The 15,659-nt window shown below is 66.2% G+C and carries 10 protein-coding genes; 3 read left to right on the forward strand and 7 right to left on the reverse strand.

Features of this window, described 5'->3' with window-relative positions; translation table 11 throughout:
• Window positions 1-186 precede the first annotated feature (186 nt).
• A complete protein-coding gene (locus BN984_RS10625; protein WP_004972562.1) occupies window positions 187-879 on the forward strand; it encodes an HD domain-containing protein in 693 nt (230 codons plus the stop codon).
• A 43-nt stretch (window positions 880-922) separates the two neighbouring features.
• Here BN984_RS10625 and BN984_RS10630 read toward each other — a convergent pair whose 3' ends face one another.
• Window positions 923-1,912 (reverse strand): NAD-dependent epimerase/dehydratase family protein, encoded by a 990-nt coding sequence (locus tag BN984_RS10630; protein ID WP_049968186.1) that lies wholly within the window; start codon window positions 1,910-1,912, stop codon window positions 923-925.
• 209 nt (window positions 1,913-2,121) lie between these two features.
• On the opposite strand from BN984_RS10630, the gene BN984_RS10635 reads away from it, so the two are divergent.
• Entirely contained in the window at window positions 2,122-3,978 is a 1,857-nt protein-coding gene (locus tag BN984_RS10635; RefSeq protein ID WP_156037890.1) for an outer membrane protein assembly factor BamB family protein, read from the forward strand.
• A 28-nt stretch (window positions 3,979-4,006) separates the two neighbouring features.
• On the opposite strand, the gene BN984_RS10640 is transcribed toward BN984_RS10635, so the two are convergent.
• The 5 genes from BN984_RS10640 to proS form a co-directional block, all read right to left on the reverse strand.
• On the reverse strand, window positions 4,007-4,318 hold the full coding sequence (locus BN984_RS10640) for a nucleoside triphosphate pyrophosphohydrolase (protein ID WP_049968188.1): 312 nt from the start codon (window positions 4,316-4,318) through the stop codon (window positions 4,007-4,009).
• A 69-nt stretch (window positions 4,319-4,387) separates the two neighbouring features.
• Window positions 4,388-6,157, reverse strand: coding sequence for an outer membrane protein assembly factor BamB family protein (locus BN984_RS10645; protein WP_049968189.1), 1,770 nt, complete (start codon window positions 6,155-6,157; stop codon window positions 4,388-4,390).
• A 114-nt stretch (window positions 6,158-6,271) separates the two neighbouring features.
• Complete coding sequence (locus BN984_RS10650) at window positions 6,272-8,023, reverse strand: outer membrane protein assembly factor BamB family protein (RefSeq protein ID WP_049968606.1); 1,752 nt, start codon at window positions 8,021-8,023, stop codon at window positions 6,272-6,274.
• Window positions 8,024-8,162: 139 nt separating this feature from the next.
• Window positions 8,163-12,698 (reverse strand): glutamate synthase large subunit, encoded by a 4,536-nt coding sequence (gene gltB, locus BN984_RS10655; protein WP_049968190.1) that lies wholly within the window; start codon window positions 12,696-12,698, stop codon window positions 8,163-8,165.
• A gap of 160 nt (window positions 12,699-12,858) precedes the next feature.
• Window positions 12,859-14,325: a proline--tRNA ligase gene (gene proS / locus BN984_RS10660; protein ID WP_049968191.1), complete on the reverse strand. Its 1,467-nt coding sequence runs from the start codon at window positions 14,323-14,325 to the stop codon at window positions 12,859-12,861.
• Between the two features lie 163 nt (window positions 14,326-14,488).
• Between proS and BN984_RS10665 the strand changes: the two genes are divergently transcribed.
• Complete coding sequence (locus BN984_RS10665; RefSeq protein WP_049968192.1) at window positions 14,489-14,986, forward strand: HTH domain-containing protein; 498 nt, start codon at window positions 14,489-14,491, stop codon at window positions 14,984-14,986.
• A 41-nt stretch (window positions 14,987-15,027) separates the two neighbouring features.
• Here BN984_RS10665 and BN984_RS10670 read toward each other — a convergent pair whose 3' ends face one another.
• Complete coding sequence (locus BN984_RS10670) at window positions 15,028-15,507, reverse strand: hypothetical protein (RefSeq protein ID WP_008092370.1); 480 nt, start codon at window positions 15,505-15,507, stop codon at window positions 15,028-15,030.
• Window positions 15,508-15,659: the final 152 nt, after the last annotated feature.

Raw genomic sequence — 15,659 nt, forward strand, 5'->3', positions numbered from 1 at the left:
GACGCGGTCGGTCGAGTTAACTCCCGCCGATGTGGCACCGAGTCACACCGCCGGCCACGAGACCCGGTCTGGTCGCCCGAGAGCCCGGTTCGCGCGACTCAGGGTGGTCGTAACGCCTAAGAGTGGAACGACCCTCATTCCGTGTAATGAGAATACGCACGTGCCAACACCTACGGAGGTTCTGCCGTGGGCGTTGAAATCAAAGAGTCGGCCGTCTCCGACGCGGAGTTCGAGGATATGAAGCGTTTCGTCTCGGACTATCTCTCTGCGAGCGTCGAAAACGAAGACGACGGCGGACGGATGCGCTGGTACCCGTGGCACTCCGCGGAGTACCGGTTCAATCACATCCTCAACGTCGTCGACCTCGCGACGCGCATCGCCGACCGCGAGGGCGCTGACGTCGACGTCGTCCGCGTCGCCGCGCTCTTTCACGACATCTCGAAGCTCGAAGCCGACCAGGAGGTCCACGCCGAGGAGGGCGCTCGCGTCGCCCGCGAGTTCCTCAGCACCCACGGCGACTACCCAGAGTCCTTCGTCGACCAGGTGTGTCAGGTCGTCTCCGACCATTCGTATCAGGGGCCGCTGACGGACGTGTCGCTGGAGACGCGCTGTCTCATCGAGGCCGACATCCTCGACAAAATCGGCGCGAACGGCACCGCGCTGATGCTCCTGCGGATGGGCTACGAGGCGCGGACGCACATGGACGCCGCCGAAATGGTCGAGCGCGTCTTCGAGCGCGGCCGCGACGCGTCCGCGCGTCTCGAGACCGACACGGCCCAGAGCTTCGCCCACCAGCGGCTCAAGCGCGTCAAGTGGTTCCGCGAGTGGCTCGAAGACGAGGTCCCCGAGATGGACCACGACGGCCAGTTCAGCGGCTGAACGAAACCCCGTCGCGACCGCGGTCCCGGTTTTCCGACCCTCCTCAGAGCGTGTCGAGAATCGACAGCACGCGTTCTTCGGCGTCGCGGCCGGGGTCGTGTTCGGAGCCGTCGCGGTCGCTGTCGCGGTGGTCGGCGACCGACCGGCGCATCGCCTCCTCGACGGGGGTCGACTCCCAGCCGAGGCGGGCGAGTTTCTCCGTCGCGAGGACGTGCGGGTAGCCGCGGTAGAGGATGAAATCGTCCATCGAGAGGTCCGTCGCGGCGAGTTCGCGCTCGCCCGCGTGGACGACTTCGACGTCGGTGCCCGCGGCGTCGGCGATGACCTGAACCATCTCTTCGAGCGTGACGAGCCGCCTGTCGCCGACGTTGTAGGCCTCGCCGGCCTCGCCCTCCTCGGCGACGACGCGCATCGCGCTCGCCACGTCCTCGACGTAGGCGCGGTGCCAGACGTTCGTCCCGTCGCCGGGGACGACGACGCGGTCGTAGTTCAGCACGCGGTCGATCCAGTAGTCGAGGCGCTCTGTGTAGTCCTCCGGGCCGTAGACGATACAGGGGCGGACGGACATCGCGTTGATACCCCGCGAGGCCGCCTCGAAGACGACCCGGTCGCCCTCGGCCTTCCGCGGGCCGTAGCTCGCGCCCGAGTCGTCCGCCGCCTGCTCGTCGGTGCAGTCGCAAAGCGGCGTCTCGTTTTCGCGCTTCGGAATGACCTCGCGTCCGTAGGCCGCGCCGCTGGAGATGTAGACGTAGGCGTCCACGTCGGCGAAGATGTCGACCGCGGAGGCGACCTCGGCGGGCTTGTACGCCACGCAGTCGAAGATGGCGTCGGGGTCGACGGTCAGCTTCGCGGTCCGGAGCGCCTCGTCGTCCGTTCGGTCGCCCTGGACGTGCTGGACGCGCGGGTCGTCCTCGAAGGGGTTGTCGTGGTTGCCGCGGTTGAAGATGGTCACGGCGTAGCCGCCGTCGAGGAGTTCCGAGACGAGGTGGCGGCCGATGAACCGCGTGCCGCCGATGACGAGTGCGTTGTCCATGTCTCGGTCGAGGGCGCGCGCGGTGAAAAACGTGGGAGAATCGGTGGCGGGTGCCGGTTCGAGGGGACACGCAGCGAAACGCTCGACCGCGGCGGATTGCGCGCCTCGCGTCCGACTGTTGCAGTCGGTTTATCGGGTGTGTAATGAACCATCACGGGTGTGCACCGTAAGCCGTGACAAACGACCAAAACTCGCTGACCAGACGCACTGTGCTTTCATCGACGGCGCTCCTTGCTGGCGGGTCTCTCGTCGGCAGCGAGGTGCTCGCGGCTGACGGCTCCGATGTCGCGGACGCTTCCGGTGCCTGGCCGCAGTTGCAGGGCGACGCGGCGCACACCGGGTCGAGGGCGACCGACTCGCTCGGAACGGCGGCGTTGCGAGATGCGTGGGCAGATGTCGAATTCGAGGTCACTCCCGAGGGGTCCACGGGCATCGTCGTCGCGGACGGCGTCGTCTACATGGGGTTGCGATTGGGCGATGGCCTGTTTGGTGCGTTCACCACCGACGGCTCGTTAGTCGAGATTGGAAGCAGCACTATGGGCGGCAACTACAAATTGACGCCCGCGGTCGCGGATGGGACGCTCCTCGTACCGACGGACGAAGGACTCGTGGCGTTGGACACGAGTTCCTACGAGGTCCAGTGGCGAACGAGCAACCCCACTTTCACCACCGCCGTCGTCGCGGACGGGACCGTCTTCGTCGGCGAAGATACGACGGGCGACGGGGACCCCGACAGCGTCGTCGCCTCCGACGTCTCGGACGGGACCGAACTGTGGCGTCGTGACGTGACGTTCCGCCGCTTCGAAGACGACCGGGTGCTGAGCAACATCCAGAGTTCGACGTCGCCTGCGGTGGCGGACGGGACGCTCTACGTCCCCACGGTGTCCGGCGTTCTCGCCTTGAATCCGTCTGATGGGTCGACGGTGTGGTCGTCAGCGAGTGACGCGACGTGTGTCTCGTCGGTGAGCGTCCACGACGGGACCGTGTTCGTCGTCGGAACCGCCGAGACGACGTCCGTCTACGCCATCGATTCGAACACCGGGGAGACGGCGTGGCGACACGAGATTCCGGACGTCGGCGGGTACGACCCCGCCCTGACGCTCGCCGTCGGTGCGGGGACGGTCGCCGCGACAACTACCGAAGGGACTCTCGTCTCACTGGACGCCGCGACCGGCGAAGAACGGTGGAGCGAACCCGGCAAGACGCTCCCCGAATACGACGTGTCTTTCAACGCACCGCCGTTGATTGCCGACGACAACCTCTACGTCAACCTCGATATGGACGTCGCTGGCGGTCTCGTCGTCTTCGACGCACAGTCCGGAGCGTTGCAGAACTGGAGACCCGACGTGGGCGGCGAATACGCGATGGCCCACGGCGGTGATACGCTCTTCACGCAGGGGGAGGCAATCGAGACGCACCCCGACCCCCCCGCGGCACCGACGCCGAGCATCGAACCCGAACAGACGACGCCCGGTGCCTGTGTGCCGACGACGTTCGCAGTCGATTTCGACGAAGACCTCACCGACGAGGAACGCGCGGACCTCCTCTACGAGTGGGACTTCGACGGTGACGGGACAGTCGACGTTCGGGAATCCGGGGGTGGGTTCGTCCGCGCCGAACACGAGTACGAAATCGGAGAGTACACCGCTAGACTCGTCGTTCGGAACGGGTACAACCAGACCGCGGAGGCGACGACGACGTTCAGCGTCGTCGAGTGCGAGGGCGAACTGGACCCGAGCATCGAACTCCGCACCGAAGACCCGACAGCGGAGGAGCCGATAACCTTCGAAGTCACCGGAGAGGGCAAGTTCGACTCGTACAACTGGGAGTTCCAGGGGCCGACGACCATCGTGGACGGCGACGGAGACGACAGAAGCGAGACAGTCGTCTACGACTACAGCGAGTACGAACTCGTCGAAGTGGACGTCGAAGACATCTACGGCCGGCAGGCGCATGCGCAGATTAACGTCTTCGTCGCACCCGCCGATAGCGACGATTCGACCGACGACGGAAGCGGGTCGACTGACGACGGAAACGCTGGCGACGGTGCCGACGACTGTGTCTAACCACGCGTCGGCGTAGCCGGCGCGGACCTCACTCCACCCGTTCGAGCACGATGCCGTCTTCGAATCCACCGCGCTCGGCCGCTTTCTCTCGTGCTGTCGTCTGGACCGTCTCCCAATCCTCGTCGCGTCGGGCGAGGACCGCGTCGACGACGGCGTACACGTCTGCGAGTTCTTCGACGCGTCCGGACTCGGCGAACTCTTCGGCCTCTTCGACCAGTTTCTCGCGCAGTCGGCGGTCGAACTCCTCGTCGTCGGCGGCGTGGACGACCGGCATCTCGCCCGACTCGCGGACGATTCGGGGAATGTCGTCGCGGACGAGTTTGTCGTACTCGCGGGGCATATCGGCGAATTCGGACGGCCGGTGGAAAAATAGACCGTCAGCTACCAGTCTCGGTACTGACTGTCTCCACTATCTCTCGGTGGAGAGGCTGATGCTGACCGTACTCTGGTTGCCGTCGGGGCCGGTGACGCGAAGTGTCACGTCGAGTGTGCCACAGAAGTCGAGTGTCACCTCGGTAGTCGCACCCGTCTCACTGAACTGTGCTCCGTCTCCGAACTGCCACTCGTAGGTCTCTATGTCACCAGTCGAGACGGACCCGTCGAGGTGGACCGTCACCCCGGAGTCGAAGTCCCTGTTGTCTGCCTCTAACGGGTCAGGGAGGATGCGGGCGATGGGCCCGTCGACGGTGCGTGGTTGGTTCGCATCGTCTGGCGCGGTGTCGCTCGCCTCGAGAGCGACCATCCCATCGGGGAACTCGTCGTATTGATACGGATACTCGTCTTGCGTCCGTCGGTTCACGTACACTTTCCCGTCGGCGACTGTCGGTGTCTCGGCGCTGATGACCTCGTAGGGGTACGTCCCCAAATCGTCGGTCTTTCTGACGAGGTAGCTCCACTTTTCGGCTCCATCTGTCCCCGAAAAGGCGTGGACGGCGGGGTAGCGGTACGCTGGGTCGTCCTCGTTCGCTGGGAGGGCGTTACCGCCGACGTAGACGGTGTCTCCGGCGACACTCGGGTCACCACGGAGTTCCGTCGCAACGTTCTGTGACCACAGAACGTCTCCACTCGTCGCATCGAGGCCATAAACCGTCGACAACAAGCCGTCGTCTTCGACCGAGGCGTCTATCCTCGCGGTGGTGACGTAGACAGTGCCGTCGGCGACGGCCGGTGCGCTGAGATACGTCGGTTCGTACTCTCTCGAGAGCGTAGTCTGCCATCGGACACTCCCGTCGGCAGTGTCGTGGGCGTACACGCGGTTGGGGCCGTCGTAGTAGTAGTCGTCGGGTGTTCGGTATATCGTGTCGCCTTCGACTGCCATGTCGAGTTCCGTCCCGCCGCCGTCGAGGGGAGCCGACCAGAGTTCCGACCCATCGGTCGTGTCCCACGCAACGAGTTCGTTCGCCGCGTCGAGGTTCGTCTCGACACCGTAGAGGACTCCGTCGCTGTACGCGGCCACGTTCACCCGGTAGGCCGCCGCCGTTCGCCACCGCACGTCTCCAGTCTCCGGGTCAACTGCCTCTATCGTCGTCGACGCCTGCCCGCCTGCACTCGCGTTGGTGACGTGGGAGACGTACACCGTGCCGTCGGCAGCGAGCAGTGGCCCGGTCCATAACTCGTCTGGTGACCACTCCCAGTCTGTGTGCGTCGTCTCCCAGACGACTTCGCCCGTCTCCGTGTCGAGCGCGTGCAGACCAGTGAGTTCTGTCTCCCAGTTGGACGAGTGATGTGTCTCACTTATCAGGTAGAGTCGGCCATCGTGGACAACCGGTTCGGTGGCCACGCGCCCGATGTGACTCTCTTCGGGGCCGTCCCACCGTTCGTCACCTGTCTCGGCATCGAACGCGGTAACACCCGCCTCGGACGTCGTCCCCTCTCTCAGATACGGGCGGTAGACGGTTCCGTGCGCGACGATGGATTCGTCTACGTCAACGCTCTCACCGATGAGCGTTGCACCGGTGTTGGCGACCCACGACTCGGTGACTTCCGGTCCGTCGGGTGCTGCTTCGCCAGCGACGGTGCCAGTTCGCTCCGGTCCTGCACGGAACTGCGACCACCCGGCCGTGGTAGTACCGTCGTCTGTCGCCGAGTGACTGTCCGCGAGCGCCGTGCCCGCGACGCCGGATGCCGTGAGGGCACCGAGCGTCGAGAGGAACGTTCGTCGAGAGTGGTCTTCGAACATCTCTACACCGACGTATCCCCGACCGACCCATCATTATATGTTAGGTAAGTGATGTGAAACAGTTCGTTCGGGAACGGTCAGTCCTCTCGGAGATGACGACGCTACCGGATGGAATCAGTCGGTAGAGAGGCTGACGGTATCCGTACTCTGGTTCCCATCCGTGCCGGTCACGCGGAGCGTCACGTTGAGGGTGCCACAGAAGTCGAGCGTGACTTCGGTGGTCGCTCCCTCCTCACTGAACTGCGCTCCGTCGCCGAGTTGCCACTCGTAGGTCGCCACCTCACCCGTCGAGGCGGTTCCGTCGAGGCCGACGGTGGTCCCGGAATCGAGGTTCGTCGAGTCGGCGTCTTCGGGGTCGGTGACGATGCGGGCGACCGGAGCGTCCGAGGAGCGCGGGAGATTCCTCGAATCGGGGGCCTCCGGACTCCCTTCGAGGGCGAACACCCCGGCTTGCTCGGTGGACTCTTCTTCCAGATAGCCCGTGAGGATTCGTCCGCCCGCGAGCGCCGGCGTCGATGCTTTTCGGGACGGTGCGTCCTGCTCGTGTCGAACCAGATAGGACCACTGCTGGGACCCGTCTTCGGTCGAGAGCGCGTGTATCGTGGGGTGTCGGCGTTCGCGTTCGAGGTCTCCGATAGCCTTGGGGATGGCGCTCCCGCCGAGGTAGACGGTGTCGCCGGCGACGCTCGGGTCGCCGTGGAGTTCCGTCGAGGTGTCGTGTGTCCACAGCATGTCACCGGTGTCGGCGTCGAGCGCGTAGACCGTCGAGAGGATACCCTCCTCGGCCACCGAATCCACGTCGAGCGCGGTGGTGACGTAGACGGTTCCGTCGGCGACGGCCGGTGCGCTGATGAACCGCGCCGACTCCTCGCCGTCGGGTGTGAGTCTCGTCTCCCACTCGATGCTCCCGTCCTCGTCGCTGTGTGCGACGACTCGGTTTATCTCGTCCGTTCGGAACCGGTTCCCGGAGGAACGGTAGATGCGACCGTTTTTGTGGGCCGAGTCGACGAAGTTCACACCGTCTTCCAGCACCGCCGTCCACCGCCTGCTCCCGTCGTTCGAGTTCCACGCGACGAGTTCGTTCGCCGCGTCGGTGTACGTCGCCATCCCGTAGAGCGTCTCGTCGTCGCCAATGTAGGGATAGGACCGGTACGACGCGTCGGAGCGCCACACGACTTCGCCGCTTTCGGGGTCGAGTTCCGCGACGACCGACTCCTGTTGGTCCGGGTCTGCGCTGGCGTTTGTCAGGTGTTGGACGTAGAGGGAGCCGTCGGCGATGAGCGGCGTCCCGAGCCACTTGGCGTCCGGACTCTCGTAGTCCGCTGGTGTCTTCTGCCAATTAATTTCGCCGGTATCCAGGTCGAGCGCGTGGAGACCACCGTATTTGACGTCAGAATCGGTGTATCCTGCCTCGCTCGTCACGAAGAGCGTCCCTTCTGCCACTGCTGGTGTGTCGGTTACCCGGCCGATTCCGGGTTCTGACGCTCCGTACTCCGGCGCGATGTATTTCCAGCGTTCCTCACCGGTGTCGGCCTCGTAGGCGACGACGCCCCCGCGGAACGTACTGTCGTTGGTGTAGAACGTCTGGAAGACGGCCTCGTCGTCGACGAGTACCTCGTTCGCGCTGGTCTTATGCCACGTTCCGTCCAGCCACGACAGGGCGGCGTACTCGTCGTCGGGCGCCGATTCGGGAGCGACTGCGCCGGTGCGTCCCGGTTCGGCACGAGACTGCGACCAATCCTCGGTCGTGACCGTGTCCGAGTCTGGCGTCGAGTGACTGTCCGCGAGCGAGGTGCCGGCCACGCCGGATGCCGTGAGTGCACCGAGCGTGGCGAGGACTGTCCGCCGCGAGTAATCTCGGGTCATGTCCACGCCGACATGGCCCCGGACGGCACATCATTATCTGTTCGGTAAGTGATACGAAACAGTCCGAAAAAACACGCCGAACAGCAAGAAAACGCGGGACGGCGACCGAACCGTCAGTCGCTGACGGTCGAGTCGGTCCTCAGTCGTCGCTCGTCGTCGCTGCGCCGACTCTGTCGGTACCGGCGTCGACGATTGCGCCCGCCTTCGCCGGGAGTTCGTTGCGGACGTCCTCGCGGCCGTCCTCGGCGATGACCTCGGCGTACGCGTCGGGCATCACCTTCACGAAGTCGCCGAGCACCGACTGCCAGTCGTCGAGCAGTTCGGCCGCGCGGTCGGAGTCGGTGTACGCGAGGTGGTTCTCGACGAGGCGGGTGAGCATCGCCTCGTCCTTGTCGTCGAGGTGGTCTTCGAGCGTCACCATCTCGGTGTTCGCCTTCGCGGCGAACTCGTCGTCGGGGTCGTAGACGTACGCCACGCCGCCGGACATGCCCGCGGCGAAGTTGCGGCCCGTCTCGCCGAGCACGGCGACGACGCCGCCGGTCATGTACTCGCAGCCGTGGTCGCCGACGCCCTCGACGACCGCCTTCACGCCGGAGTTGCGGACGCCGAAGCGCTCGCCGGCGAGACCGTTGACGTAACACTCGCCCTGCGTCGCGCCGTAGAGGGCGACGTTGCCGATGAGGATGTTCTCTGCGGCCTCGTAGTTGGCCTCGGCGGGCGTGTTGACGATGACGCGGCCGCCGGAGAGGCCCTTGCCGACGTAGTCGTTCGCGGCCCCGGTGAGCCGCATCGTGACGCCGCGGGCGAGGAAGCCGCCGAACGTCTGGCCGGCGATACCGTCGAACTCGCAGCGGATGGTGTCGTCCGGAAGGCCCTCGCCGCCGTGGGCGTTGGAGATGCGGTTCGAGAGCATCGCGCCGACCGCGCGGTCGACGTTCGAGAGGTCGCGGCGGATGACGACCGGCTCGCGGTCCTCGATTGCCTCCGCGGCCTCGTCGATGAGCTTGTGGTCGACGTGCGTCCCGATGTCCGCGTGGACCTGGTCTTCGGTCTTGCGGCGCGCGCCCGTCTTGGGCTCGGCCAGCACCGACGAGAGGTCGAGGTGCTTGGCCTTCTCGTGGTCCGTCTCGACCTGCCGGAGCAGGGAGGGACGGCCGATCATCTCGTCGAGCGAGGTGAAGCCGAGGTCGGCCATAATCTCGCGGAGTTCCTGCGCGATGAACGTCATGTAGTTGATGACGTGGTCGGGCTCGCCGGGGAAGCGGCGGCGCAGGTTCTCGTCCTGCGTGGCGACGCCGACCGGACAGGTGTTCTCGTGGCACTGGCGGGCCATCACGCAACCCGAGGTGACGAGCGACGCGGTCCCGAAGATGTACTCCTCGCCGCCGAGGAGGGCGGCCATGGCCACGTCGCGGCCGGTCTTCATGCCGCCGTCGACGGAGACGCGGATGCGGGAGCGAAGCCCCGTCGCGCGGAGCATCTGGTTGGCCTCGGCGAGGCCGAGTTCCCACGGGAGGCCCGCGTTCTTGATGGAGGTCTTCGGCGACGCGCCGGTGCCGCCGTCGTGACCGGAGATGTGGACCACGTCGGCTTTCGCCTTCGAGACGCCGGCGGCGATGGTGCCGATACCGGCCTCGGAGACGAGCTTGACGTTGATGTCGGCGTCGGAGTTGGCCGACTTCAGGTCGAAGATGAGCTGCTTGAGGTCCTCGATGGAGTAGATGTCGTGCAGCGGCGGCGGCGAGATGAGGCCGACGCCCGGCGTCGCATAGCGGACGTGGGCGATCATCTCGTTGACCTTCTTGCCGGGGAGGTGGCCGCCCTCGCCGGGCTTCGAGCCCTGCGCCATCTTGATCTGAATCTCGTCGGCCGACGAGAGGTAATGCGAGGTGACGCCGAAGCGGCCGGAGGCGACCTGCTTGACGTTACACTCCTTTTCGGTGCCGAAGCGCTCCGGCGGTTCGCCGCCCTCGCCGGAGTTGGACTTGCCGCCGATGCGGTTCATCGCGATGGAGTTGTTCTCGTGGGCCTCCGGCGAGAGGCTGCCGAGCGACATCGCGGCCGTCGAGAAGCGCTTGACGATGTCCTCGACGGGTTCGACCTCGTCGATGTCCACGGGCTCGCGGTCGGAGTCGAACTCGAGCAGGCCGCGGAGCGCCTTCAGCTGCTCCGACTGGTCGTTGACCAGCTCGGCGAACTCCTTGTACTTCTCGTAGTCGCCGGCGCGGACCGACTGCTGGAGCGTGCCGACGGTCTGGGGGTTCCAGCCGTGGTGGATGCCGGCCGAGCGGTTCTCGTACTCGCCCTGTCGTTCGAGCTTCGGGTCCGCGCCGAAGGCGGCGGCGTGGCGGGTCAGCAGGTCCTCTTCGATGACGTCGAGTCCGATTCCCTCGGTGCGGATTTCGGTGCCCTCGAAGTACTCGGCGACGAAGTCGGAGGCGAGGCCCACGGCTTCGAAGATCTGCGCGCCGCGGTAACTCTCGACCGTCGAGATACCCATCTTGGCCATCGTCTTGAGCAGGCCGTCTTCGAGCGCGTGGACGTACGCGTCGATGGCCTCGCCCTCGTCGGCCCCGTCGGGGCCGGCGACGACGTCCTCGATGGTCTGGTAGGCGAGGTAGGGATTCACCGCGCCCGCGCCGTAGCCGACGAGCGTGGCGAGGTGGTGGACTTCACGGGGGTCGCCGGACTCGACGACGAGGCCGGCGTGGTTCCGCAGGCCGTTGCGGACGAGGCTGTGGTGGACCGCGCCCGTCGCGAGCAGGCTCGGAATGGCAACCCGGTCGGAGCCGACGTTGCGGTCGGAGAGGACGACGATATCCGCGCCGTCTTCGATGACCGCCTTGGCCTCGTCGCGGACGGCCTCGATGGCCTCGCGGAGGTCGCCGCCCTGCTCGTAGGTGATGTCGACGACGGCGCTGCGCATGTCGTCGTCGAGGTCCTTGATGGCCGCCGTCTCGGCGTCCGTGAGGACCGGCGAGTCGAGGACGAGTTGGCGCGCGTGGTCGGCCGACTCGTCGAGCAGGTTACGCTGGAAGCCGAGCCGCGACTCCAGGCTCGTCACGAGCTTCTCGCGGATGTAGTCGATAGGCGGGTTCGACACCTGCGCGAACAGCTGCTTGAAGTAGGTAAACAGCGGGCGGTTGAGGTCCGACAGCACCGAAAGCGGCGTGTCGTCGCCCATCGAGCCGACGGGGTCCTTGCCGTCGCGGGCCATCGGCTCTATCATGTGGTTGAGCTGGTCGTGCGTGTAGCCGAACGCCGCCTGCGTCGCCCGAAGCGACTCGACCTGTCCGCGCGAGGTTGAGTCCGCGTCGCCGGCGAGCTCGTCGAGGTGGCGCTGCTGTTCGTCGAGCCACTCGCCGTACTTCTCGTCCGTGAGGGAGTCGAACACCTCGGCGTCGGGGATGACGCGACCCTCGTCGGGGTCGGCCATGAAAATCTCGCCGGGTTGGAGGCGGCCGCGGGACTCGATTTCCGCGGGGTCGGTGTCGAGCGCGCCGACCTCGCTGGCGACGATGAGGCGACCGTCGGTCGTCACCTCGTAGCGGCACGGTCGGAGTCCGTTGCGGTCGAGGACGGCGGCGATGCGGTCACCGTCGGTCGCCGCGACGAGCGCGGGGCCGTCCCACGGCTCGACCAGCGAGGCGTGGAAGTCGTACCAGTCGCGGCGCGCCTGGTCCATCGCGTCGTCGTTGCGGTACGCCTCGGGGATGAGCATCCGCAGGACGTGCGGGAGTTCGCGGCCGCCCTTGAGGAGCAGTTCGACCGCGTTGTCGACGCTCGCGGTGTCTGACTGGTCGGCCTTCGTGATGGGCCTGAGCGTCTCGATGTCGTCACCGAAGGCCTCGTGCTGGAGGTCCGTCTCGCGGGCGCGCATCCAGTTGACGTTACCGCGGATGGTGTTTATCTCGCCGTTGTGGATGACCTGGCGGTACGGGTGGGCGAGGTGCCACGCGCCCAGCGTGTTGGTGGAGAAGCGCGCGTGAACGAGCGCGAGTTCGGTCACCATCCGCTCGTCGCCGAGGTCGGGGTAGTAGTTCGGGAGCTGTTCGGCCGTGAGCAGCCCCTTGTAGACGATGGTCTTGCGGTCGAGTGAGCAGACGTAGAACCGGCCTGCGCCCTCGATGGCGAGGGTATCGACCGCCTTCTCGGCGGCGCGACGGGCGAGGTAGAGCGCCCGGTCGAACTCGTCTGCGGTCATCTCGCCGGCCGGCTCGACGAACAGTTGCCAGACGTCGGGTTCCGATTCGAGCGCGGTCGCGCCGAGTTCGGCGTTGTCGGTCGGCACGTCGCGCCAGTCGAACACGGACAGCCCGTGGTCGGCCAGCGAATCCTCGACAACCGCCGAAACGCGCTCGCGGACCTCGTCGTCGGTCGGCATGAACACCGAACCAGCCGCGTAACGGTCCGGAAGCTCGGTTTCGAGGACTGCTTCGAAGAATTCGTCCGGTCGCTGGAACAGGATACCCGCCCCGTCTCCGGTGTTCTCCTCGGCGCCCGTGGTGCCGCGGTGCTCGAGGTTCTCGAGGAGTTCGAGGCTGTCTGCGACGACTCGGTGCGAGGCGCCGTTTTCAAGGTCTACGACGGCCCCAACGCCGCAGTTCGACCGCTCGTCGGTCGGGTCGGCTAACCCGCCCTGAGCGAAGGGTGCGTCTATGTGTGGCTTGGTCATACGCCAATGGTACAGCTACCACCATAAGCAACTTTTCCTGAAACCATAAGGGTGTTACAATGTCATATAAGGATGTATCCATACATAGTATGTCGACTAATGATGATTCGACGCACGACGAAAAATATGAACAATCGTGTAGAACGGCGCGGCGGGCGGCTCAGTAGGACTTCGCGAAGTACGCGGTCTCTTCGGCGTCGTCACCGCAGACCGCACAGTCCTCGCCGTCGTGAATCTCCGCGTCTTCGTCGTTCAGGGGAACCATGACGATTTCGGCGGCGATCTGATCTTTAATCTCGTCCTCGCAGGCCTCGTCACCGCACCACGGCGCTTTCACGTAGCCGCCGTGCTGGCCGATGGTGCCGAGAATCTCGTTGCGAGCGGTCGCCTCGCGGACGTTCTCTTCGAGGTTCTCCTCGGCGGCGGCGTAGAGCTTCGCGTACACCTCGTCGAACTGCTCTTGGACGGCCTCGGCGATGTTCTCGCGGTCGAGTTCGACCGACTCGCCGTCGGGGCGGTGGACGGCGGTGACGACGTCGTCGTCGACCTCGTTCGGGCCGATTTCGAAGCGGACGGGGACGCCCTTGAGCTCCCACTCGTTGAACTTGAACCCGGGGTTGCGCTCGTCGCGGGCGTCGAGTTCGACGCGGACGCCGGCGTCTTCGAGCTCGTCGGCGATGTCCTCGGCGTACTCGAGGACCTTCTCCTGCGTGTCGGCCTGCCAGATGGGGACGATGACGACCTGCTCGGGTGCGATGGTCGGCGGCAGGACGAGGCCCTGGTCGTCGGAGTGCGTCATGATGAGCGCGCCGAGCGAGCGCCACGACAGGCCCCACGAGGTCGTGTGGGCGGGCTCTTCGTCCTCGTCTTCGGTCGTGTAGGTGAGGTCGAACGCCTCGGCGAAGGAGGTGCCGAGGTAGTGGGAGGTGCCGGCCTGCACGGACTTGCCGTCGGGCATGAGCGCCTCGACGGTCGTCGTCGTGTCCGCGCCGGGGAACTTGTCGTGTTCCGGCTTCGCGCCGCGGAGCACGGGGATGGCGAGCACGTCCTCGTAGAGCGACCGGTACTGCGAGAGGCGAGTCATCGTCTCGTCCCACGCGCCGTCGCGGGTCTCGTGGGCCGTGTGGCCCTCCTGCCAGAGGAACTCTTTGGTGCGGAAGAACGGCTTCGTCTCCGTGGCCTCCCAGCGCACGACGGAGGCCCACTGGTTCACGCGGAGCGGGAGGTCGCGGTGGCTACGGACCCACCGGGCCATGTAGGGCGCGATGATGGACTCGGAGGTCGGGCGGACGGCGAGGCGCTCTTCGAGTTCCTCGTGGCCGCCGTGGGTGACCCACGCGACCTCGGGGTCGAAGCCCTCGACGATGTCCTTCTCGCGTTCGAGATAGCTCTCGGGGATAAACAGCGGGAAGTACGCGTTCTGGACGCCCGTCTTCTTGAACTCGCCGTCGAGGTAGTTCTGGATGGCCTCCCACAGCGCGTAGCCGCGCGGGCGGGTCACGATGAAGCCGCTCATCCCCTCCGGGCCGTAGTTCGCGAGGCCCGCCTTCTGGACGACCTCGGCGTACCACTCGCCGGTGCTGTACTGCTTCGACTCGGTGATTCCGAGTTCCTGCTCGTCGCTCATTGCCCATCGGTAGCCGCAGCGAACCCTTAAACGCCCCGAAGGTGCCGGCGCGCCGCCCCGCCACGCGGACCGTCTCTCGCCGACGACCGTCGGCGACTCCGGCGGACGCATAGATACATATCGTCGGGTGTCCTACCAGAACGTGGTGGTTGGCGTGCTAACAATGGACACAATTGTGAGCGACGAGCGGCCGACTCCTCGGGAGGAGGCGGTCCGAATCGAACTGTGGGTTCCGAGCGGGCGACGCGCGGAGTTCACACCGGTTATCGAGCGACTGGACGATGTCGTCGAACGCGGTCTCGTCTCGGAGTACACGGTCGAGACGTGGGACCGGTTCGTGGACCTCTCTGGGAGGTTGAGTCCGCGCGAGCGCCGCACCCGCGACCGACTCGCGTCGTACGCGCGGTGGGCGGCGACGCGCGGCGAGCGCTTGGCGGGGTTAGGCGACCCCGAGGTGCGCGGCATCGGCCGGATGGGGCCGGAGCGACCGACGCGGCGGACCCCGCGGGCGGTCATGGCGGAGTACGAAGACGGCGTTCTCGCGCACGTGACCGCGTGCGAGGAGTGCATCGGTGCGTTCCGCGGACGTCTCAGCGACCTCGATTCGCAGGCCGAACGCGAGTCCGAGCAGTCGTCGGAGCGCGTCCGAATCGAGTGGTAAGCGGTCCGAACACGGTTTTTTCCGGCGACGCCGTCCCGTCGTCAGCGCCGGCTGTCGAACGGTGAGTCGCCCTCGCGCCACGACCACCCCGGCAGGCGGGTCTGAAACCCCGCGGCGAGCGCGGCATCGAGGTCGTCGCGTCCGGCGGGACCGTCGGTGTGGACGGCCACGTCCGCGAAGTGGAACGTCGCCTGCGCGAGCAGTCGCAGCGGTTCGCCGCCGGCGATGGTCGCCGCGAGTTCGCGGCCGAGCACCTCGTCCACGACGAACCCGGGATAGTCGTCCTGCACGTCCAACTGTTTGAGGATGCGCACGTAGGCCGCGACGTTGACGCCGACCTCGCCGTCGGCGAACACCGCGTCGACCGCGTCGAAGTAGGCCGCGTCGTCGACCTCGCCGACGCGCGTGCCGAACTGCTCGCCGAGTCGGCTCCGCGTCTCGTTGATGAGCGGGACGACCACGTCCGCGCGCTCTCGAACCCAATCGTGTTCCGCCGAGACGGCCGCCGGTGTGAGTTCCATGGTCGTCGGTCGGCCCCGAGACGCTTCGACTTTGCGAAGGGTTTTATACTGGCGACATGGTACTGTCGGGTAAGCGGGTTTTCCCTGCCTCTTCCCGCAGTCGAGATACCACCGTATTCAGTTCACTATGCTCTCTCCGCAGTTGGCCGAGA

The organism is Haloferax prahovense (assembly GCF_000723845.1).
GTDB classification, from domain to species: Archaea; Halobacteriota; Halobacteria; order Halobacteriales; family Haloferacaceae; genus Haloferax; species Haloferax prahovense.

What these genes read in the sequence shown, in the direction of transcription:
- proS (WP_049968191.1), bottom strand. Translation starts at nt 14,325, where the DNA reads ATGAGCGACGAGCAGGAACTCGGAATCACCGAGTCGAAGCAGTACAGC.
- BN984_RS10630 (WP_049968186.1), bottom strand. Translation starts at nt 1,912, where the DNA reads ATGGACAACGCACTCGTCATCGGCGGCACGCGGTTCATCGGCCGCCAC.
- BN984_RS10640 (WP_049968188.1), bottom strand. Translation starts at nt 4,318, where the DNA reads ATGCCCCGCGAGTACGACAAACTCGTCCGCGACGACATTCCCCGAATC.
- BN984_RS10645 (WP_049968189.1), bottom strand. Translation starts at nt 6,157, where the DNA reads ATGTTCGAAGACCACTCTCGACGAACGTTCCTCTCGACGCTCGGTGCC.
- BN984_RS10665 (WP_049968192.1), top strand. Translation starts at nt 14,489, where the DNA reads ATGGACACAATTGTGAGCGACGAGCGGCCGACTCCTCGGGAGGAGGCG.
- BN984_RS10650 (WP_049968606.1), bottom strand. Translation starts at nt 8,023, where the DNA reads ATGACCCGAGATTACTCGCGGCGGACAGTCCTCGCCACGCTCGGTGCA.
- gltB (WP_049968190.1), bottom strand. Translation starts at nt 12,698, where the DNA reads ATGACCAAGCCACACATAGACGCACCCTTCGCTCAGGGCGGGTTAGCC.
- BN984_RS10670 (WP_008092370.1), bottom strand. Translation starts at nt 15,507, where the DNA reads ATGGAACTCACACCGGCGGCCGTCTCGGCGGAACACGATTGGGTTCGA.